The sequence below is a fragment of the Bacteroides sp. LFL-34 genome, from assembly GCF_027257075.1.
Classification (GTDB): domain Bacteria; phylum Bacteroidota; class Bacteroidia; order Bacteroidales; family Bacteroidaceae; genus Bacteroides; species Bacteroides ovatus.
Map to the genome: position 1 here is coordinate 14,399 of NZ_JAPQKZ010000027.1, position 23,463 is coordinate 37,861.

Below are 23,463 nucleotides of genomic sequence, written 5' to 3' on the forward strand. Positions count from 1 at the left end.
TTTAACGATACGCTTCATTTTGTACATACAGCCCCTCTTTCACTTTCATCTGCGAATCGGGAATAGGATAGAGATAAGTTCCATCCTTTATTTGCCGGATATACAATAACAAAGTCGGACGTATGACATTACCATTGGCATCCACTGCATATTCCTGAAATTTATCACGAACAGCTTGAAGATTATTATGACGTACCAAATCATGCCAACGGATTCCTTCACAAGCCAACTCTCTCCGTCTCTCCTTGTCAACACATTCCCGGAATGCAGCCGGTTCCTTTTCGGCATTTGTCAATACCGGTATTCCTGCACGCCGCCGTATCCTGTCGACCATATCAACCCCTTTTGAAGTTGGACCTACAATCTCGGCATACATCAACATCACATCTTCCAAACGAATCAACGGGAAATTCAGAGGGAAATAAGTACGATCCACTATCTGCGCATTAATATCATCATACCCCAATGCTTCTCTTTTCATTTTATGTTCCAGGAATTTGATAAAGAAATCCTCACCTGCATATTTCGTCACACTATTAGGATTGTCATCATTCACAAACTTGGTCGTATCAATAGTAGCCAGACACCGTACATCAAGAAAATGTCCTTCTTCATCTTGTTCCTCTTTCAATAAATTATCAAGCCCCTTCGCACAAGCAATACTATTACCGGACATTTCAAGAGTAACATATTTCGAAGGTAAACGAGGCACGGAGTGAAATACCATCGGATTACCATAATCTTTAGCGACTATATATTGAATTTCAAAGATGTGATATTTATTATCATTCTCATTTATCCACATTCTTTGCCATTCACTTGCATTTTTAGCCCAAAATTTACCGGTTGCATCCGCATAATCAATTACTTCTTCAAGAAGCTCCCTAGCGAGTTCCTTTTTAGTTTCATCATACAGAGGAAATCCCGCCATTGTCAGATAAACTCTTCCTAACAATGCCTTTGCCGCAGTCAATGTTGCACGGCCACTGGCGGATTTCCTTCCTAGATAATCCTTCGGTTCCTCCGTCAGGCTTCCGACAGCATATTCCAAATCAGGAATAATAACCTTCTCATAAATTTCTACAGCCTCCGACTGCGGAGTCGACATTGCTTCTGAAATAGTCTGAGGAACAAGCGTCAAAGGAACACGCCCGTAATAACGAACCAAATCAAAATAAGCTAATGCTCTCAAAAAACGCGCTTCTCCTATTTGTTGTTCCTTTATTCCTTCAATAGTATAATTCACCCCATCTACCTTGGACAAAAACAAATTGGCACGCGAAACAATCTCAAACAAGTCATTCCATGCATCCCGAACTGTTGCAATGGTCGATATATTAGGGTTAAAAGAACTGATGTCCATATAGTCACGCTGTGCCGTACTCAGTTCTCCGCACCATGTATTATCCGAACGAACCTCTGACATAAGTAAAGCATAAGTCGACAACGGAAGCAGTCCGTTATATACTCCTATCAACGCTTGCTCCATTTGCGACGGGGTCGTATAAAAGTTTTCAGTAGTACGGGTATCTACCGGAGTGACATCTAGCCAGTCACTACAAGAAGAGAATAACAATCCCATACTCATAGCTCCACTTAGTATATATTGATATAGTTTCATAGTTTCTTTTATTAGAATGTTACATTTACCCCTAAAGTAATAGTTCTAGCCTGCGGATATGAACCGTAATCATAGTCACTATTCTTTCCGTCATTATTTACTTCCGGAGAATAACCACCTTCATATTTATCCCACATCAGAAGATTTTCTCCCGAAATATAAACACGGGCATAATTAATTATCTTCTTATTTTTGATGGGAATACGATAGCCCAGCGTTACGTTTTTAATTTTAATAAAATCGGTACTATACAACCAGCGGGTATCGTACAGTGAACCTGTATTAGAGTTATTAATACCGGGAGTTTTCCCATCACCCGGCTGTTCCTCGGAAACCCACATATTTTCCCAACGTGACAATACATTGATAGATGCTCCCATACCCGGACGATCCATGCCACGACCGAGCAGACTATATATCATTCCCCCTGTCTGTCCAGTCAGTAATACAGACAGGTCGAAATCTTTATATTTAAAGGTATTTGTCATACCAAAAGTATAATCGGGATCCGGTTTACCAACCAACGTACGATCCTGGTCATTAATCTTACCGTCATCATTCACATCACGGTATCTCACATCACCCTGGATAGAATTGGACATTGTAGGATATTTCCTCAAATCTTCCTTATACTGATACACTCCTACAGCATCATACATATAATATGCCCTCAAAGGTTGTCCAACCATCAATACCTGTGTATTCGATTTATCCCATCCAATGAAAACCGTACTATTATCTTCTCCCAAACTCAACACCTTATTCTTATTATAAGCTATATTCAAAGAAGTAGTCCACTTGAACCTTCCTGTCAAGTTTTGGGTAGTCAGTTCAATCTCAAACCCTTTATTTTTTATACTACCGATATTCCCCCATGCTTGTGTGAATCCCATTGTACCAGGAACAGAAACCTGATATAATAAATCTTTAGTCGTTTTATCATAATAATCGGCAGCAAGAGTTATCCTGTTATCAAAAAATCCCAAATCCAAACCAACATTCCAACTGTGTGTCTTTTCCCATCCAAGTTCTTTATTATCAATTGAACAGGGAGCAAAACCATTGGTCAGGCTTCCACCAATTGAATAGTTGGAACTACCCATCAGCCCGATAGCAGCGTTAGTAGAAATAGAATTATTTCCATTCATACCCCAGCTACCGCGTATTTTCATTTGATTGACCACAAACTTTTCCGGCCAAAACTTCTCGTTAGAGATTCGATAGGCAGCAGAAACAGCAGGAAACATCCCCCAACGATTATTCTTTCCGAAACGTGAAGAACCGTCGCGACGAATACTTGCTGTCAACAGGTAACGGTTATCATATTCATACTGGGCACGCCCGAAATAGGATAATAAGCGATTGGGAGTTGACAAGGTAGCTAACGCAACTTTTATAGCCTCATCACTTTGGTTGAAAACTTCAAGTGAATTATCCGGGAACTGTTGCGCAGACAAGTTTGTAGTGGCTCCCGAAGAACTTTCCATTGAATAACCTGCCATAGCGGCAATATTATGCTTGCCTAATTTCTTATCATAATTTAATACAGCCTGCAACAGATATTTGGATGACCGTATATCTATACGGTTGGCAGAACTATGATACCCTTCACCATCCGTCCAGTTCTTAATTACCGAACTCGGAGTAAAAGTGCGAGTCTGACGGCTTGTAAAATCATACGCACCTTTCACTTCCGCCCTCAATCCGTCAATAATATTGACTCTGATAAAAGCTGAAGAATTCAACCGGGCCGTTTCGATATGATTGGTGACCTGCTCCATATAAGCAATAGGGCTGATTTTTGTACTAGACCATAAATAAGAGGCATAAGGTTCCGCACCGGAATATATCCCAGCATCTGGCTCTGCAACTGGACACATTGTCAAAACCTGATTTGCCTGCTGATCTTTGCCATCCACACGCCCACCATCTTTCCAGTCCATTGACGGAGCCATATTAACGCCTAAAGTGATGCGATCATACAATTTTGTCTCCACATTAGCCCGCAGATTCAAACGTTTGTAAGCACTCTCTATAGCAATACCTTGCTGGTCTATATATCCCAGAGAAAGCCGGTATTGAGTATTCCCTCTACCATTTGAAACAGAAAGCTGATAATTCTGCATCGGAGCCAAACGATAAAATTCATCCTGCCAGTCAATTAGTCTTAATCCACCGTAACCGGGCTGTGTCCATCGCGGGTCATTCATATACTCATAGTTTACCCGATTACCATTCAAGGCATAACGGGTATCCCAATCATCATCTGCCGTAGCTCCTTTTCCTCCTAAAGCAGCAAGGTATCTACTATTGTTATAGGCAGTCCGGAAAGTGATCCACTCTTCCGGGCTTAGTACATCTATTTTCTTTTCCAATTGTTGGATACTGAATGCAGCAGAAAACTGTACCCGGACTTTATCATCCTTATTAGCCATTTTAGTTGTAATCAAAACAACACCATTAGCACCACGAGAACCGTAAATAGCAGAAGATGAAGCGTCTTTCAAAACTTCAATCGACTGAATATCATTTGGGTTGATACTTCCCAAATCATCTATCGGAATTCCATCTACTACATATAAAGGAGTGGCATCCGCATTAATGGAAGCAGCTCCGCGCACACGAATCTGTAATTCTGATCCCGGCGCACCATTAGTTGACCGTACTTCTACTCCCGCCAACTGCCCCTGCAATGAAGAGGCAAGATTGGGTGCCGGACGGTCTTCAAGTTTCGCTGCATCAACTTTGGCAATGGCCCCGGTCACATTCCCCCTTTTGGCTGTACCATAACCGATTACAACCACTTCGTCCATTTGCACGTCATTTTCGCTCATCCTGATGGCAAAAACACTCTTTCCTTTAATAGAAATAGTCTGTGAAGCATATCCCAAATAAGACACCTCAATTGTCTTAGCTTTATCAGGAACTGCAAGAGTAAATTTGCCATCCACATTGGTAATTGTCATTCCAGACTTCCCTTCTGCTACAATAGTTGCCCCGATCAACGGTTCATTTCGTTCATCAACCACCGTACCGGATATGGTACGTTTTTGTGCAAATACTGTGACCGAATGGAGAGCCGAAATCATCATCAAGAAGAAAAATATATATTTTCTTCTCCAACAGCTAATCTCACAAACAGTGCTTTTCATACATTCTAGTTTTCATTTAATAATATTAGTTTTATACAATCTCATAAACCATGGTAATACAAAATCCAGTTATCAATTCAACAGCAAATATAGCGGCATACATGAAGCTGCTCATGCATTTTTCTCCATATACCATGCACATTTGTCCACCTGAACATTCTTATATAGCCCCTCTTTCTTTTTTTCAGGTTATTCAAGAAATTCAATGCAAAAGTCTGAATTTAAACTTTAAAATTACGTGCTATTTATCTATCTTTACCGCAAATCTAAAAAAACACAATCATTATTATCACTATACAAGTATGAGATTCTTCATTAAAGCTACAATTTTCTTTTTTATATGTACATGTATTATATATCCGGCAAACGCCTCCATAGAAATACATGCTAGGAATCTGACTGCCACTGACGGATTAGCCAATAATTCTATCAGGCATATCTATCAAGACAGCAAAGGATTCATTTGGTTTTCTACTTTAAATGGCCTGAGCCGTTATGATGGAAATTCATTTGTTACTTTCCGTCCCCAGAGCGGTGAAGAACTGTCATTAGCGGATCATCGTATCAGAAGTGTACAGGAAGACTCTGACGGATTCCTATGGATTACAACTTCCGCGGAACAAATCAGTTGTTATGATTTGAAAAAAGACTGTTTTGTAGATTTCACCGGCAAAGGAGAAATGAAAGACCGTTATAATGAAGTCACAATCCTCCCTAATAAGGATATATGGCTTTGGGGAAGGGTGCAAGGCTGCCGGAAAATTACTTATAAAAACAACAAATTCAGTTCGGAAACATATTCTACCGACAACCATAAACTAAAATCCGACAATATACGTTTTCTTAGTGTATTTGATTCAAATTCCATTTGGATTGGTACAGGAAAAGGGCTGTATTTACTTAAAGATAACACGCTCGAATGTATAGATTCGACTCACTACTTCCTTCAAAGCGCAGTCATTGATAATACTATTTATTTCATAACATCAGAGGGATTTATTTGGAAATACAACCAGCAGCACCTCACGAAAGTTGCCAATACTGCCACATCAACTGATTTTTTGCTAACAGGCAATATTGTATTACGTAACGAATGGCTGTTATTTACCAAACAAGGCGGAATCTTATTCAATCCCAAGACCAATACAACCAGAATTGCTCCGGAAGAGCTCAATATCCGTAATGGATTGGTAGTGAAAGATAACCGCAACAACTACTGGGTTCATAATCAGACTGGATACATTAACTATATTCAAAAAGAATCCGGTAGTGTCAAAAAGATTGATGTAAGATCGTCAAAGCTTCCATATTTCATTGATTACGAACGCTATCATGTCTATCATGACTCCAGAGACATTATATGGATAACGACTTATGGGAACGGACTTTTTGCCTATAATCCTACTACTAAAGAACTGGAACATTTTACCGCAACCGCCAATCATACAAATCCCATCGCCTCAAACTATCTTCAATATATAATAGAAGATCACTCGGGCAATTTATGGACAAGTAGCGAATATTCCGGTATATCCCAAATTGAAATCATAAATAAAGGGGCTGCAAAAGTATATCCCGAAGGTGAATTAAATATCGACAGGGCAAATGCCATCCGCTTCATATCCCACATGCAAGATGACGAAGTATGGATAACAACGCGTGCAGGCGGATTATATATCTACGATAATAAACTAACAAAACAGAAAAGCAAAAAGTATTATGATATAAATATCTATTCTGCATGTGAGGATAGTAAAGGTAATATATGGTTGGGAACACGCGGGAAAGGGCTCCAAGTCGGAGACGACCAACACTATATACATCAGGCAACCGATACAAATTCCTTAGCTGCCGATCCAGTATTCTGCATTTTGCAAGACCGCAAACAACGTATGTGGATAGGAACGTTCGGCGGAGGACTTGATCTCGCTGTTCCTAAAAAAGACAAATACATATTCCGGCATTTTTTCAATAAGACTTATGGCCAAAAGGAAATCCGCACTATCTGCGAAGACCGTAACGGATGGATATGGGTAGGAACCAGTGAAGGTGTTTTTGTATTCGATCCTGACCGTATTATAAAAGACCCGAACGATTTTTACCAATACAATCTGGATAACCATGCCCTGAAAAGCAATGAAATAAAATCAATTATACAAGATAAGAAAGGCAGGATATGGATTGCCGAATCAGGTATCGGATTTTGCGTAGCCAATATAAAGAATGATTATAAAGATATATCCTTTACTCACTATACGGTCAATGATGGACTTGTCCACAGTGTAGTACAAGCTTTCATTGAAGATGATGAAGGAAATATCTGGGTATCCACCGAATATGGGATTTCTTGTTTTAACCCGGAAAACAAAATATTCAACAATTACTTCTTTTCTAATGATATATTGGGGAATGTATATACAGAAGGATGTGCCAAATTAAAAGATGGTCGTTTGGCTTTCGGCACCAACCACGGACTTATAATACTCAATACTAAGCAAATTAAAAACAAAGAGAAAATTCCGTCCGTTACATTTACAGACTTAAAGTTAAACGGAATATCAGTCCGTCCTGCCGATATGGACTCTCCATTGACAGCCGCTCTGGCATATACAGATGCCATCAGTCTGAAATATTACCAAAGTTCCTTTGTCATAGACTTCTCCACTTTTGACTATCCCATTTCGACTAATACAAGGTTCAGCTACAAACTTGAAGGATATGACGATGACTGGAGTATTCCTTCTACATTAAACTTTGCAGCTTATAAAAACTTACCGGCAGGTACCTACTATCTACATGTCAAAGCCTGCAGCGTATCAGGTATATGGAGTGATAACGAGGAGACACTTGAAATCAAAGTAACTCCCCCTTTTTGGGCAACCGGATGGGCTTTCTTTGTTTACATACTCATTGCAGGCATTATCATGTATTTTGTATATCGTACTATCAGGAATATTAACAACTTGCGGAATAAAATTAAAGTAGAAAAGCAATTAACAGAATACAAGTTAGTATTTTTCACCAATATCTCACATGAATTCAGAACTCCGCTTACACTAATACAAGGGGCTTTGGACAGAATCCACCGTACCCACAATATCCCCAAGGAGATACGTTACTCTATCAAACTAATGGACAAAAGTACCCAGCGTATGCTGCGTCTGATCAACCAATTACTTGAATTCCGGAAAATGCAGAACAACAAACTCGCCCTTTCACTTGAAGAAACTGACGTTATCGCTTTCTTATATGAAATCTACCTAAGCTTTCAGGATACAGCCGAATCCAAGAATATGGATTTCAAATTTATACCATCCGTCAATTCATACAAAATGTATATTGATAAAGGTAATATCGACAAAATCGCCTACAATCTTTTATCAAATGCTTTCAAATATACTCCTTCCGGTGGAAAGATAGAATTCAGCATTTATATTGATAAACAGAAACAGCTATTAATCATGAAAGTAACGGATACAGGTGTAGGCATACCCAAAGAAAAACGTAATGAGCTGTTTAAACGTTTCATGCAAAGCAGTTTTTCTAGCGACAGTATAGGAGTAGGTTTACATCTTACCCATGAACTGGTTCATGTTCACAAAGGGAACATCTGCTATGAAGAAAATCCGTCAGGTGGTTCTATTTTCATTGTAACTTTACCTACTGATTCTTCCATTTATCAATCTAACGACTTCCTTATTCCTGAAAATGCCATATTAAAAGAAGAAGCACAAAACCATCCTTCGCTTTCTGCTCTTAATGAGGAAAATGCTCACTCTGAATCAGAAGAAGAAATAGATAAAGAAGTAGAAAATATAGAGAAAGAACTAAAAACAGAACTGAACGCATCTGATCAAGAGGGTCCTCTAAACAAACGGAAAATACTTATTATCGAGGATGACAATGACGTACGGGAATTCTTGAAAGAAGAACTGACCCCATATTTCGAGGTTGCTGCCGAAGCGGATGGAAAAAATGGTCTGGAGTATGCCCATAATAATGATATAGACCTCATTATCAGCGATGTCATGATGCCTGGATATAATGGTTTCGAGATAACCCGTAAACTAAAAAGTGACTTTAGTACCAGTCATATTCCTATAATCCTACTTACAGCCCTGAATGCAGCGGAAAGCCATCTGGAAGGAGTGAAAAGCGGTGCAGACTCTTACATAACAAAACCTTTCAGTACCAAACTGTTACTGGCAAGCATATTCAAACTGATAGAACAGCGTGACAAACTAAAGGAGAAGTTTTCCAATGACTTGTCAGCCAAACGTCCTGTGATGTGTACATCGGATAAAGACAAGGAGTTTGTCGAAAATCTGACCAAGATAGTGGAAGAACAACTGACTAACCCTGAATTTACTGCCGATGATTTTGCTTCTATGATGTCACTGGGTCGCACCATCTTTTACCGTAAAGTGCGTGGAGTGACCGGATATACTCCCAAAGAATATCTTCGTATCATGCGAATGAAGAAAGCTGCTGAATTGTTGTCAACCAAGAAATATACCGTATCTGAAGTAACTTATATGGTCGGCATCAATGACCCGTTCTATTTCAGCAGATGTTTTAAGGCTCAATTTGGCATCTCTCCTTCCAGTTATCAGAAAAGATACCAAGAGGGCATAAGAGAAACAGAAATAAACGAAGATTAATAAATATATTTATGTGTTTGTGAACATATGTACATGTTTAATGGAATTTTTTCACTAGTCGGAATAAAAAGTTCAGACTAATTTTGTCTCAGAAAAAATTATCAACACATTTAATTATAGCATTATGAAAAGATCAGTATTAATTTTAAGCCTGGCAGCCTTTGTATTATCAAGCAACGCACAAGTATTAAAAAGCAATCTGCTAAATGGATATAAACAAGGTGATAAATTGGAAAAAGCTACATATAATAAAGCTGATGCTCCGATAAAAATAGATACCTGGTGTGAAGCATTCTCTTCCCAAACTGACAAGAATGCCGGTAGTCCCATTACCGGACAAGAGCTCAGTTATGAGGGATATACGGAAAAAGGAGTATCTATCAAAATAGGAGAACTCCCGGAAAATGTGAAAGGTTCAAGATTTAGCGTATATTCCATTTCTGAAAAGAATGACTATTGCAGGGGAACTTTATACCTTTCATTTTTGGCAAACTTTTCCTCCGTCGCTTCCAGTCGCTTAGGCGATTTCATTGCTCTTTCCCCTGTTCATACTGGCGGTAATCTGCGTGCCAGAGTATATGTCGGTAAGATAGACGATGAACATATCCGATTCGGGACTAATCTGTTAAGAGTTAATGCAGAATCCTTCAAAAGCCATGCGCTTAATAAGACGCATCTATTGGTTCTCAAACTGGATTATAAAAAGAACGAGGTTTCATTATTTGTAGACCCAGCCTTAACAGCAGAAGAACCTCAACCCGATGTGGTAGCGAAGGGGGACGAAGATAATAACAAATTAAAAGGGGGGATTCGTTCTATTTCATTTAGGAACCGCGATGATTTGACCGGAAATGTCGGTAACTTCCGCTTCTCTTCCAGTTGGGCAGGTGTGATAGCTCAATAAAAATCTATTTTTATTATTGCATTATGATGTAATATGGAGCATTGAATTGTGTACAATGCTCCATTGTTTTTACAATCATGTCACTTAAATTCACTTCTGTCATTTTACATCATAATAAGTATTATCCTCCTCCTTCACATAAAGAAAAAAAATGACTTATCTTTAATAGACAAGCTTTCTGTTTTTAATAAACTATTGAGGAGTTTATTAAAAACGGTATCCAAGTTTATTATAAATTATAAATTTCGATTTTAAGGTTCTCCCTGTACTTTTTCATAACAAAAAAGACTGCGAACCTTATAAAGATTTGCAGCCTTTAGCTTATACGGTAACTCTCACAGCTTAACTATTGTAAGGAGCTTCTGATATATTGTTATAATATTGTACTATTCTATTTTCATTCTTTTTTAAATTCTTTATCCATTAATCTTTCCGCTTGCAAATATACAAAATTAAAAAGGCTTTGTCAAGAGTGCGCTACTATAAGAAAAAGTATTTGTAACAAAGTTCCATATCTAATACCTTACAACCATAATATCGCTATTTGTGGATAAAACTACATACAAAATGGAATTTTTTCATCATAGCTATTTGCAGAATCAACCTAATTTTGTCATACAGGTCTAAAAGAATTATTAATCATATATAAATATCACAGAAATTATGAAACACATCCTTTTTTATGCATTATTCTTTATTTTAAAGATTGCGTCGGCACAAGCCCAAAGTCTTGACCAGCCGAAGAACTATCCAGCAGATGCTATTTCTTCTTTTGCTGAACGTCTGGAACCTATGGGACGCATCTTGGAAGACGATAATTATTATGTGTGGTGTTGTGCACCAATTATAGATGAAAAGAATAAAGTACATGTATTTTATTCACGTTGGGAAAAAAAGTATGAAATGAAAGGATGGCTGGGGCATTGTGAAATCGCACACGCCGTAGCCGACCAACCGGAAGGCCCATACAAATATGTATCAACAGTACTGTCCCCCCGCCCGGGCTATTTTGATGGTAATACATGTCACAATCCAAGCATTTATAAAATAGACGGTCGTTACTGGCTATTTTACATGGGAGCAACCAATGGTAAATTTGGAACGAAACGTATCGGATACGCTGTAGCAAACTCTATTTGGGGACCGTGGGAAAGATGCGAAAAACCATTATTAATGCCTGGAAATACAGGTGAATGGGATGATTATATTACCACTAATCCAGCTTTCTTAAAACATCCGGACGGAAAATACTGGCTTTATTATAAATCTTGTAATGAAAATGAATATGTGAACCAACATATCAATGGTATTTCAGGTAACCGGAAATATGGGGTAGCTTTTGCAGATAAAATCACAGGACCTTATCGACGATATGAAAAAAATCCGATCGTCGATTTCTCCGGTTTCGGAGAAAACAGGCAAGTAGAAGATGCGTATATCTGGTATGAAAACGGTATATTCAAAATGTTAATGAGAGATATGGGGTTCTACGACCATACAGTGGGGCTCTATTTCGAATCCAAAGACGGGCTGAACTGGCAAAACCCTCAAATTGGTTGGTTTGGAGCAGAGCATTATATCAAACAACCACCCGCTCCTAAACATCTCAAACGTTATGGACGTTTCGAACGCCTGCAAGTACTAATGAAAAATGGAAAACCGGCTTACCTTTTCACGGCTTCCCAAGGGGGAAAAGCAGAAACATCTTCAGGTTTCGTCTTTAAAATCAAGCCCGAATAAACGAACATAGAACTTAAAGTACACTTATAAAAAACTGTTATGAAAAAAATTATATTGATATTATTTACCTTGTTGCAATTCCCGGCAAACGCAAAAGACTTGCCTCACTCCTCCTATTGGCACGGAGAAGAAAGAACTCTTCGATATAAACCCGAAGGAGAAGAGTTTGTAATAACCAATGGAAATAAAAGATTTACTAGAGCTATTTATGGAACTAATACCGGCTTTCGTTTTGAAACCAGTGACTTCCCCGAATTCGGACTTTACATGCCTAACCTCGGTGGAAGTGTATATATGGCTATATCTACCCCCTCAAATATTACTTGGATAAAAGATATGGAATTCATTGAATCTCGTTTTAAATCCGGGCAACGCACCTACATTGTGAGAGACAGGAGACATCTAGGAAACGGCAGTCTGACAATTGATGCTGTAGCTATGTCCGATGGCGATGGATTAGTAGTAAGATACAAAGCCAAAGACATCCCTGCCGGCACTAAAATCTTGTGGATATATGGGGGGAGCCAACAATCAGAAATTCGGACGTGAGGGAGACTTGAATTCCGACCCAGCCGATTGTTTTTTCATTAAAGCCAACAATTGTTCCGGAAATATATATCAAATTAATCAAAACAAATTTACGATACAATACGGGCACCACACCAGCAACAGAGCCTCTCAACATAAAGTAATGTCCATAGCAGGAACCTTTCCTATCGGAACTGATATAAAAGAAGTGGATGGAAACCTTATTGACCAATTGGACGAACTTATCACATCCCGCAAATCAAACAAACCGGTTATCATAGCAAAATATCCGGTTAGTACCATTCCTTTCTATATTGAACTGCACAACCCTAAAAGTCATAGTGAGTTTCAATATAATGATCTCAGTAATGTTTTCAACAAAGGTGTTGAGTTCAGAACCCAAATAGCTTCCAGAATCAAAATAAAAACACCTGATCCATTTCTGAACACATTAGGAGGCACCTTCTCTGGAGCGGAAGATGCTGTATGGCAATCTCCATCGTATCTACATGGAGCCATCTGTTTCCGCGAATTACTTCTTACCGGTTGGAGAGGGGCTTATCTCGCAGACTTGATGGGATTAGAAGATAGGGCAAAAACTCACTTTAACGGTTATCTTAATTCGCAAGTTATAGATGTTCCCGTCACATTACCCCATCTTCAGGACACAGCCCTAAACCTCGCACGGTCTGCAAAAATATGGGGAACCCCCATGTATAGTAATGGTTATATAGGAAGAGTTCCTAATAGAAGAGACGTCATGCATCATTATGATATGAATCTAGTCTTTATAGACCAACTGTTGTGGCATCTCAAATGGACCGGAGATCTTGATTACGCACGAGAAATATATCCTGCCCTCCAACGTCACTTTACATGGGAAAAAAAACTATTCGACCCCGATAACGACGGGTTATATGATGCCTATGCTTGTATCTGGGCTTCAGACGCATTACAATACAATGGCGGTAAAGTGACACATTCTACTGCATATAACTACCGGGCAAATAAAATAATGGCAGAAATATCCGAAAAATTAGGAAAAGATCCAAGCATATACAAAAAAGAAGCAGAACTTATATTATCTGCCATAAACAAAGAATTATGGATAAAAGACAAAGGATGGTGGGCGGAGTTTAAAGATAATATGGGAAACCGGATACGACATGACAACGCTGCCATATGGACTATTTATCATGCAATAGATTCTGATATACATGATCCCTTCAAGGCATATCAGGCAACCCGATATATAGATACGGAAATCCCCCACATCCCCGTCATGGGAAAAGGTTTGAAGGATACTGCCAATTATGTGATTTCAACAACAAACTGGCAACCTTATATGTGGTCTATCAACAATGTCGCTTTCGGAGAAATCTCACATACCGCCCTTGCTTATTGGCAAACAGGACGTTATGAAGAGGCTTTCAAAATGTTCAAAGGAGCTGTTCTGGATGCGATGTACCTTGGTTCAGGTCCGGGAAATGTCACACAATTGTCATTCTATGACGCAGCCCGCAGAGAGACATATCGTGATTTTGCCGATGGAATAGCGACAGGGGTACGTGCTCTTGTACAGGGTATGTACGGTATCATGCCAGATCTTATTAATAATAGACTAACGATAAGACCCGGATTCCCCGATGATTGGAATTTTGCAGAAATTGAAACTCAAAATATGGCATATACTTTTGAAAGGAAAGGCAATATAGAAAGGTATTCTATAACTCCTAATTTACTCAAAAAAGATGTCAGCTTGTCAATGGAAATAAAAGCTATAAGAAACAAAATTAAATCTATCAAAGTAAATGGAAAAGATACACCCTATACTTTACTTACAACCACTATTTTATCTCCAGAAATTAAGTTTGAGGCAGGAATAGCTGACAAATACGATATCACGATAGAATGGGACGGAGAAAAAATAAACAGAGACATGATATCTGTCAATGTAGCCAATGGCAGCCAGTTCAGACTAAATATTCCTTATAAATCAGGAAAAATATATGACCCGCAAAACGTTCTGCGTCATGCAAACTTAAAGAATGACATACTAACCGGCACTATAACCGCTCAAAACGGACATCGCACTGTATTTGTCAATATCACCAATGGAAATATGAATTATTGGCTTCCCATAGATATAAATGTCAACAATCCGCTTGATATCGTTTGTGATTCTGAATCTTCTTCTCTTATTTTTACCTTGAAAAACAATATGGATAAAGTGATAAAAGGTGATTTGTATATCAATGGTAAAAAGGTGAATGAAAACATCAATATAGAAGCTCATGGAAAAAACAACTATGAATTTGATATTCCCATTGCATCTTCAGGAACTAATAGAATAAAAGTCAAATCCGGAAAAGACACTTACTCTTTTCGAGCCATCAATTGGAATATCTCTGTACCGGAAAAATCAGTTTATAAGACGGTAGACATGAAGAAAATATTTAATGACAAAGTAAGTAATATATTCGCTTATGGAAAATATATGTTCCCAAGATGGAAATACACCACATTACAAGTTCCGACCCAAGGTATGGGACAATGGTGTCATCCTCAAAGTATTTCTGTTATTGATGACCGTGGAATAAGAAATAAGGCTTCAAGAAATAACAATAGATTCATTATGCCACAAGGAATACCTTTCAGTACTCCAGGAGAAAAAGAATATAATAATATTGCATTCACCACATTATGGGATAACTACCCGACTTCCATTAATATACCACTAAACGGTAAAGCTTCTAAAGCCTATTTCCTCATTGCAGCTTCCACTTATTATATGCAATCTCATATAGTAAATGGCGAAATCAAAATAGAATATACAGATGGACAAAAAGAAGTACTGAAACTTATATTACCAGATAATTTAATTCCTTTAGATCAGGATATATTCGTAGATGGATATGCTTTCAACACTAAAGATCCACGTCCGTGGAGAGTACGCCTTAAAACAGGTGATGTAAGCAAATATCATGCAGGCGAACTTGGAAAAACAATATCGAACAACCCGATATCTATTGATGGTGGTATGGCTACAATGCTTGATCTGCCACTCAATCCAGTTAAAGAATTAAAATCATTATCTTTGGAGACGACAGCCAATGAAGTCGTGATAGGATTGATGGGAGTAACGCTAGTCAAATAGCCACAGAATGAGGGTGATCAATGATACACCCTCATTCTATATATTTCTGGACACTGTCCATAATATTCCTACTGATAACTGATTTCTATTTTACTATCAATATTGTATTCTTGTCTTACTTGACTCTTATCTTCCACTTCCAAATAAATTTCACTTAATCGAACTTTTTTTCCATACACTATCTTTCCCGCTGTTTTCACTTGTGCTCGAATATTAAATAGATAGAAGTTCTCAATACGTAAACTATCATTCCACCCCGAAGCTGTAATGAAACATTTAGATCTTTTCGCTCTTACATGAGAGAAATAAACATTGCGAAAGTGTGGATACCCTTTTTCTTTAGGTTCTACTGGAGTCAGCATTATTTTCCAATGTGCAGGAATCTCCCTACTTTCATATTCTACAGGTAATTTCGAATAACTATATTTTGGATGCCAGTTCAAATCCACCTCCAATACATTAGATACACTATCAGCCTCAACTCCTGTGACATAAATATTCTCTACTGTCCCACCACGATTCATAGACGATTTAAGCCGTAATACAGATCCTGTGCCATACGCTATCAGATCATGAGCCAGTACATTACGAATAGAACCGGAAGTCTCACTTCCGCAAGTCAGTAACCCTGCACCTTTACGGGCAATACAGTTACGAACCACCACATTCTCCGTGGGACGATTCACACGCAGTCCGTCGGCGTCACGCCCTGCCTTAATACAAATATTATCATCGTTGCAATCCACATCACAGTTTTCTACCAGAATATTGGTAGATGAATCAATATCAATGCCATCCGTACTTGGTCCGTGACCTCCTACATTATTATTAATAGTAAGTCCGCTCACCGAACAATGATCCGAATACAAAATCTGACAAGCCCAGAATCCCGTACGCACCAACGTAAAGTCTTTCAACGTGATATGCTTGCTGTTGGAAACCAGTACTCCCCTCACCCGCTTGCAATCATAATCCACAATCCAACGCAGATTCTTCTTCTCATATTCCTCCCGCATCGCCCAATATTTATCCCAGAATACTTTTCCGCGGCAATCGATAAAACCTTCCCCCGTAAGAGCGGCATTTTCCGCATCCATTATATTGATAACGGCCGAAGGCCATGTCATTTCGATACCGGCAATGCGGGAAGGAAATTCCGGATAGTCCTGAATATTATCACTCGCAAGCAAGGTAGTACCTTTACTAAGATGCAGATTCACACCACTCTTGATAAACAAAGCACCTATCTTATAATACCCCGGGGCAACAACTACCGTACCTCCTCCCTGTTGGTGACAAGCATCAATAGCGGCCTGGATAGCAGGAGTACTGAATACGGAAGTGTCATTCCGCAACCCGAACTTTCCGGCATCCCATTCTGTGTTTTCCGGAGTCCTCTGCGCCCCCACCTGATCGGCCCACGACAAATCCGGCTCTGCAGATACACTTCCCCAATCATAAGCAGGAATCGTCTTTTTCGGAGTTGTAAAACCAATCAAGGCCAATAGTACAATAGATAAAAGATACTTCATAATTACTTCTTTTAGTTCACGTTGCAAAATTATCGCATATCATCAAAGAGGTAATGGACAGATGTACGCAAAAGATAGAATATTATATCATACGGACAATTAACTTGAAAGGGTGCACAATTGTATATAGTCTTTGTACATTTCTCCATTTCATACATCACAAAAAGGAGTAATTTTGCGAGTGAATAAATACAATAAGGTCCAAACCGATAAAACAAATATGAGAAGAATTGCAATTTATCTATTGTGCATATTCATGTTACTGCCTGTTGTAACAATGACAGCACAACCTGGTTATAACTACTCAAAGTTACAACGGGAGAAACTAAACCGCGGCGTAGTTGCCATTCGCGAAAACCCTTCAGAAGTAATCGTTTCGTGGAGGTATCTTTCTTCCGATCCGATACAAACCGGTTTCAACGTATACAGAGACGGGAAGAAATTGACAGACACTCCCATCACTGTCAGCACCCTGTTCCGTGATAAGAATAACAGTCAGAAAACGGCTGTTTACGAAGTGCGTCCTGTTCTAAAAGGAAAGGAGACGCATCACATTGACGGTACATACACATTCCCGGAAAACGCGCCTCTCGGCTATCTGGAAATTCCCCTGCAAAAACCGGCAGACGGAATAACTCCGGCAGGCGATACCTACACGTACAGTCCCAATGATGCTTCCATCGGTGACGTAGACGGTGACGGCGAATACGAAATTATCCTCAAATGGGATCCCAGCAATTCACACGACAATGCACACGAAGGTTATACAGGCGAAGTATACATCGATTGTTACCGAATGAACGGAGAACAACTATGGCGTATCAACTTGGGTAAAAACATACGTGCAGGAGCTCATTATACTCAATTCATGGTGTACGATCTGGATGGTGACGGCAAAGCGGAAGTAGTGATGCGGACTGCCGACGGAACAGTGGACGGAAAAGGAAAAGTAATTGGAAATGCTGATGCAGACTATCGCGAAGCCGGTACTTTTGACCCAAGCAGGAATCAAATGATGAAGCAAGGACGTATTCTGAAAGGCAAAGAATACCTGACTGTTTTTTCAGGAGACACCGGTGAAGCCTTACATACCATCGACTATATCCCTGCCCGCGGCAACGTTGCCGACTGGGGAGACGCAAAAGGTAACCGAAGCGACCGCTTCCTGGCTTGTGTAGCCTATCTTGACGGAGTACACCCAAGTGTTGTCATGTGCCGAGGCTACTACACACGCACCGTTCTGGCGGCCTTCGACTGGAACGGAAAAGAACTGAAGAACCGATGGGTATTCGACAGCAACCATCCCGGATGCGAGCAGTACGCCGGACAAGGAAACCACAATCTGCGTGTAGGCGATGTGGATGGTGACGGATGCGACGAAATTATTTACGGTTCCTGTGCTATCGACCACAACGGCAAAGGACTTTATTCTACCCGAATGGGACATGGAGACGCCATCCACCTGACACATTTTGACCCTTCCCGTAAAGGTCTGCAAGTATGGGACTGCCACGAAAACAAACGTGACGGAAGTACGTACAGAGATGCCGCCACCGGAGAAGTGTTATTACAGATAAAAAGCAATACCGATGTAGGACGTTGTATGGCCGCCGACATTGACCCGACTCATCCGGGTGTGGAAATGTGGTCAGGAGATTCACAAGGAATTCGAAACGTAAAAGGAGAAATCATAGCCCCTAAAATGAGAAATATGCCGACCAATATGGCTGTCTGGTGGGATGGAGACCTATTACGCGAACTATTGGATAGAAACATGATTATTAAATACGACTGGGAAAACAAAAAGTTTGTTCCGCTTGTCAAATTCACAGGAACTCTTTTCAACAATGGAACGAAATCGAATCCTTGTCTCCAAGGTGACATTATAGGCGATTGGCGGGAAGAAGTACTCGTACGCTCCGAGAACAACGCTGCTCTCCGGCTCTACGTTTCGACTATTCCGACCGAATACAGATTCCACACCTTCCTTGAAGAACCGATATACAGAATCAGTATCGCTACCCAAAATGTAGGCTATAACCAGCCAACACAACCGGGATTCTATTTCGGACCGGACCTTATAAAAATGAAAGGTACTTTCAGAGGATATCAATTCAAGTAAGTTAAGAGACTATCATGAAACACAAATTATTTCTTTTCACATTTCTCCTGGCTATACTGTCCGCCATTAATATACAGGCATCCGAACGCAAAAAATACAATTTCAACAGCGAATGGAAGCTGCGGATAGGAGACTTTCCTAAAGCCAAAGATACAAAATTCGACGACAGTAAATGGAAACAAGTAACTTTGCCCCATGCCTTCAATGAAGATGAAGCATTCAAACTTTCCATTGAACAATTGACAGATACAGTGGTATGGTATCGCAAGAGTTTCCAGATTCCGGAACTGAAAAGTAATCAGAAAGTATTCGTCGAATTTGAAGGAGTACGCCAACGCGGAGACTTCTATCTTAACGGACATTATCTAGGCAGACACGAAAACGGTGTTATGGCGGTAGGGTTCGACCTGACTCCACATATCAAAGAGGGTGAGAACGTGATTGCCGTTCGCACCGACAACGACTGGATGTACAGAGAAGAAGGAACTAACTCTAAGTTCCAGTGGAACGACCGCAATTTCAATGCCAACTATGGCGGTATTCCTAAAAACGTCTTCTTGTACGTTACTGATAATGTATATCAGACTCTTCCCCTATATAGCAACCTGAAAACGACAGGCGTATACGTCTATGCCCAAGACTTCGACATCCAAGGACGCAAAGCTACGATTCATGCCGAATCGGAAGTCAGAAATGACAGTAAAGCTACCCGGCAATTCAGCTATCAGGTGACTATACTTGATGCCGACGGCAAACTAATGAAAACTTTCCAAGGTGATAAAGTGACTTTGAAAGCCGGAGAGACTAAGACGGTAAAAGCATCTGCCATCCTTCATAATCTTCACTTCTGGAGTTGGGGATATGGTTACTTGTATACGGTAAAAACCGCTTTGAAAGATGATAATAATCAGATATTCGACGAAGTCAGTACCCGCACCGGCTTCCGCAAGACCCGCTTCGCGGAAGGAAAGATATGGTTGAACGACCGTGTTATCCAAATGAAAGGGTATGCACAGCGCACCAGCAACGAATGGCCGGCAGTAGGTCTGTCCGTACCTGCCTGGTTGAGCGATTTTTCTAATGACCTGATGGTGAAAGGAAACGCGAATCTGGTTCGCTGGATGCACGCTACTCCGTGGAAACAGGATGTAGAATCCTGCGACCGTGTAGGTCTGATACAGGCAATGCCTGCCGGAGATGCAGAAAAAGACCGTGAAGGACGTCAATGGGAACAACGGGTGGAGTTGATGCGAGACGCGATTATCTACAACCGTAATAATCCGAGTATCCTGTTCTACGAATGTGGCAACAAAGCCATCAGCCGCGAACACATGATAGAAATGAAAGCTGTCCGCGACAAATACGACCCGTTCGGCGGACGTGCCATCGGATCACGTGAAATGTTGGATATCCGCGAAGCGGAATACGGTGGCGAAATGCTGTACATCAACAGAAGCGAACATCATCCGATGTGGGCGACCGAATATTGCCGCGACGAAGGTTTAAGAAAGTACTGGGATGAATATAGCTATCCTTTCCACAAAGAAGGTGACGGACCACTTTATAAAGGACAACCGGCCACTGACTATAACCGCAACCAAGATGAACTTGCCATCACCATGATAGCCCGCTGGTATGATTATTGGCGTGAGCGTCCCGGAACGGGTAACAGAGTCAGCTCCGGCGGTACTAAAATTATCTTCTCCGACACCAATACCCACTACCGGGGTGCGGAAAACTACCGAAGAAGTGGAGTGACGGACGCGATGCGTATCGAAAAAGATGCTTTCTACGCACATCAGGTAATGTGGGACGGATGGGTAGATACGGAAAAAGACCAGACCTACATCATCGGACACTGGAACTATCCGGATAATACGGTAAAACCTGTGCAGGTAGTATCTACCGGAGAAGAGGTGGAGCTTTTCCTGAATGGTAACTCCCTGGGTAAAGGCAAACGCCAATACAATTTTCTCTTTACTTTCGACAACGTAGCCTTCAAACCGGGCAAACTGGAAGCTGTCAGCTACAATAAAGCAGGGAAAGAAATCAGTCGTTATGCTGTAAATACAGCCGGTGAACCTGCCAGTCTGAAACTTACCGCTATCCAAAACCCCGAAGGCTTTCATGCAGACGGTGCGGATATGACATTGATACAGGTGGAAGTGGTAGATAAAGACGGACAACGTTGTCCGTTGGACAACCGCACTATTCAGTTCACACTCAAGGGTCAGGCGGAATGGCGCGGAGGTATTGCTCAAGGTAAAAACAATCATATTCTTGATACAAACCTTCCGGTAGAATGTGGTATCAACCGCGCACTGATCCGCAGCACGACGGCTGCCGGAAAAGTAACTCTGACAGCACAGGCTAAAGGACTTCTAAGTGCCTCTCTCACATTGGAAACGGTGCCTGTAAAAGTGACCGGAGGTTTGAGTACCTATCTTCCGCAGGCCACTTTGAAAGGCAGACTGGATAGAGGAGAAACACCTTCTACCCCTTCTTACAAAGACAGCAAAAAGGGTGTACGAATCGTTTCGGCAAAAGCCGGTTCCAACAATAATGATGCTGAAAAAAGCTACGATGATATCGAACTGACCGAATGGAAGAATGACGGTAAACTAAGCACTGCATGGATTACCTATACATTGGAAAGAGATGCCGAAATAGACGATATATGCATCAAACTGCAAGGATGGCGTTCACGAAGTTACCCGCTGGAAGTATATGCCGGCAACACCTTGATTTGGAGCGGAAACACGGATAAAAGCCTGGGATATATTCATCTCAATGTAGAAAAGCCCGTACGTGCTAATACGATAACCATCCGCTTGAAAGGAAACACCAGTGACAAAGATGCTTTCGGACAGATTATCGAAGTAGAGGCTATAGCGGCCAATACAATGGAATTGGAAAAAAGCAGTAGCAAACACCAGTTGAGAATCATCGAAGTTGAGTTTCTCGAAACAATCAAATAAAAAAGTTCCGGCAATGTTGTTTATTTGCCTGCCATCAAGTATCTTTGTTCATAAACTGAATTTTAACGCTTATGTGTAAACAACCGGATATCCTAGAAAGTGAAAAGATTCACTTTGCAGTCATGGCAATAGAAGCTGGAGCACGCGAAATGGGAATTTCTCCTATGGAAATGCGCCGACGTTTAGAGAAAATGAATCTAATCAAACGTCTTCTACTGGACAATTACGAAGTGATGCACACACAAAGTCTAAAACATGTAGGCGAGGATGTGGTCGAGGCTTTGAAGAACTGGGAGGCACAGGAGGGCGAGAAGGGATGAAAATAACACTTTATCATGGCTCCACCCTTTCTATAGAGCATCCCTTAGCCAAAGTGGGACGTGCCGATTTAGATTTCGGTAGAGGTTTTTATCTAACCTCACTACGCTCACAAGCAGAACAGTGGGCTGCCCGCGTACAACTATTACGGGCAAGTACTACTGCATGGATTAATGTATACGAATTTGATATGGATGCAGCTATAAAAGCTGGATTCAAGCTACTTCGTTTTGATGCTTACGATCAGCATTGGTTGAATTTTATTGTCGCTAGTAGGAATGGAAAACAGCCTTGGAAAGATTATGATATTATAGAAGGAGGCGTAGCAAACGATCGGGTTATTGACACCATAGAAGATTACCTTAACGACATTATCACCATAGAGCAAGCCCTCGGGCAATTGGTATATGCACAACCTAATCATCAGATATGTTTGCTCAATCAGCAACTCATTGATACATATCTACATTTTGATAATAGTTTTCCACTGGATACTATGGACAGAAAAGGAGGTAACAAATGAGAGAACAAGTACTTTGGAGAAAAATCAGTCGCATCGTCCTATTATTATCAGCCCGATTGGAGATAAGCCCGGAAAGAGCATTAAATCTGTTTTATGAAACGAATGTATGTGCCATGTTACATGACTCCCGTTACGGACTGCATCTAATGAGTGATACTTATATTATAAATGATGTATTGCGTGAATTACAAGACAAGCAGTAATTTTAGAATATATTATGATACCAA

At 40.4% G+C, this 23,463-nt stretch carries 13 protein-coding genes; 10 read left to right on the top strand and 3 right to left on the bottom strand.

The annotated features are described in order from the left end of the window. Position 1 precedes the first annotated feature (1 nt). Both N5O98_RS16220 and N5O98_RS16225 read right to left on the bottom strand, forming a co-directional pair. The gene (locus N5O98_RS16220) at positions 2 to 1,621 is read right to left on the bottom strand and encodes a RagB/SusD family nutrient uptake outer membrane protein (protein WP_004308511.1); all 1,620 of its coding nucleotides are present in this window, start codon (positions 1,619 to 1,621) and stop codon (positions 2 to 4) included. A gap of 11 nt (positions 1,622 to 1,632) precedes the next feature. Then, positions 1,633 to 4,773, bottom strand: coding sequence for a SusC/RagA family TonB-linked outer membrane protein (locus N5O98_RS16225; protein ID WP_008775434.1), 3,141 nt, complete (start codon positions 4,771 to 4,773; stop codon positions 1,633 to 1,635). 302 nt (positions 4,774 to 5,075) lie between these two features. Between N5O98_RS16225 and N5O98_RS16230 the strand changes: the two genes are divergently transcribed. From N5O98_RS16230 to N5O98_RS16250, 5 genes are all read left to right on the top strand, one after another. Further along, a complete protein-coding gene (locus N5O98_RS16230) occupies positions 5,076 to 9,434 on the top strand; it encodes a hybrid sensor histidine kinase/response regulator transcription factor (protein WP_004308509.1) in 4,359 nt (1,452 codons plus the stop codon). A gap of 124 nt (positions 9,435 to 9,558) precedes the next feature. Continuing rightward, a complete protein-coding gene (locus tag N5O98_RS16235; RefSeq protein ID WP_008642253.1) occupies positions 9,559 to 10,338 on the top strand; it encodes a hypothetical protein in 780 nt (259 codons plus the stop codon). A 663-nt stretch (positions 10,339 to 11,001) separates the two neighbouring features. Continuing rightward, positions 11,002 to 12,078 (top strand): glycoside hydrolase family protein, encoded by a 1,077-nt coding sequence (locus N5O98_RS16240; protein WP_004308508.1) that lies wholly within the window; start codon positions 11,002 to 11,004, stop codon positions 12,076 to 12,078. 39 nt (positions 12,079 to 12,117) lie between these two features. Continuing rightward, positions 12,118 to 12,627, top strand: a complete 510-nt coding sequence (locus N5O98_RS16245; protein ID WP_004308507.1) for a DUF4450 domain-containing protein — start codon at positions 12,118 to 12,120, stop codon at positions 12,625 to 12,627. Further along, entirely contained in the window at positions 12,593 to 15,763 is a 3,171-nt protein-coding gene (locus N5O98_RS16250; protein ID WP_008642250.1) for a DUF4450 domain-containing protein, read from the top strand. The genes N5O98_RS16245 and N5O98_RS16250 overlap by 35 nt, the downstream gene beginning before the upstream one ends. 68 nt (positions 15,764 to 15,831) lie before the next feature. Here N5O98_RS16250 and N5O98_RS16255 read toward each other — a convergent pair whose 3' ends face one another. Further along, the gene (locus tag N5O98_RS16255) at positions 15,832 to 17,295 is read right to left on the bottom strand and encodes a glycoside hydrolase family 28 protein (protein ID WP_004308505.1); all 1,464 of its coding nucleotides are present in this window, start codon (positions 17,293 to 17,295) and stop codon (positions 15,832 to 15,834) included. A 220-nt stretch (positions 17,296 to 17,515) separates the two neighbouring features. Between N5O98_RS16255 and N5O98_RS16260 the strand changes: the two genes are divergently transcribed. The 5 genes from N5O98_RS16260 to N5O98_RS16280 all read left to right on the top strand — a co-directional run bounded on the left by N5O98_RS16260 (position 17,516) and on the right by N5O98_RS16280 (position 23,439). Further along, positions 17,516 to 19,417, top strand: coding sequence for a rhamnogalacturonan lyase (locus tag N5O98_RS16260; protein ID WP_004308504.1), 1,902 nt, complete (start codon positions 17,516 to 17,518; stop codon positions 19,415 to 19,417). 14 nt (positions 19,418 to 19,431) lie between these two features. Beyond that, positions 19,432 to 22,395 carry a glycoside hydrolase family 2 protein gene (locus tag N5O98_RS16265; RefSeq protein ID WP_004308503.1) on the top strand — a complete coding sequence of 988 codons (2,964 nt, stop codon included), beginning with the start codon at positions 19,432 to 19,434 and terminating at the stop codon, positions 22,393 to 22,395. A 71-nt stretch (positions 22,396 to 22,466) separates the two neighbouring features. Next, positions 22,467 to 22,715 (top strand): DUF3791 domain-containing protein, encoded by a 249-nt coding sequence (locus tag N5O98_RS16270; RefSeq protein WP_004308502.1) that lies wholly within the window; start codon positions 22,467 to 22,469, stop codon positions 22,713 to 22,715. Then, positions 22,712 to 23,236 (top strand): DUF3990 domain-containing protein, encoded by a 525-nt coding sequence (locus tag N5O98_RS16275; protein ID WP_004308501.1) that lies wholly within the window; start codon positions 22,712 to 22,714, stop codon positions 23,234 to 23,236. The genes N5O98_RS16270 and N5O98_RS16275 overlap by 4 nt, the downstream gene beginning before the upstream one ends. Beyond that, the gene (locus N5O98_RS16280) at positions 23,233 to 23,439 is read left to right on the top strand and encodes a DUF3791 domain-containing protein (protein WP_004308500.1); all 207 of its coding nucleotides are present in this window, start codon (positions 23,233 to 23,235) and stop codon (positions 23,437 to 23,439) included. Before N5O98_RS16275 ends, N5O98_RS16280 begins: the two co-directional genes overlap by 4 nt. Positions 23,440 to 23,463: the final 24 nt, after the last annotated feature.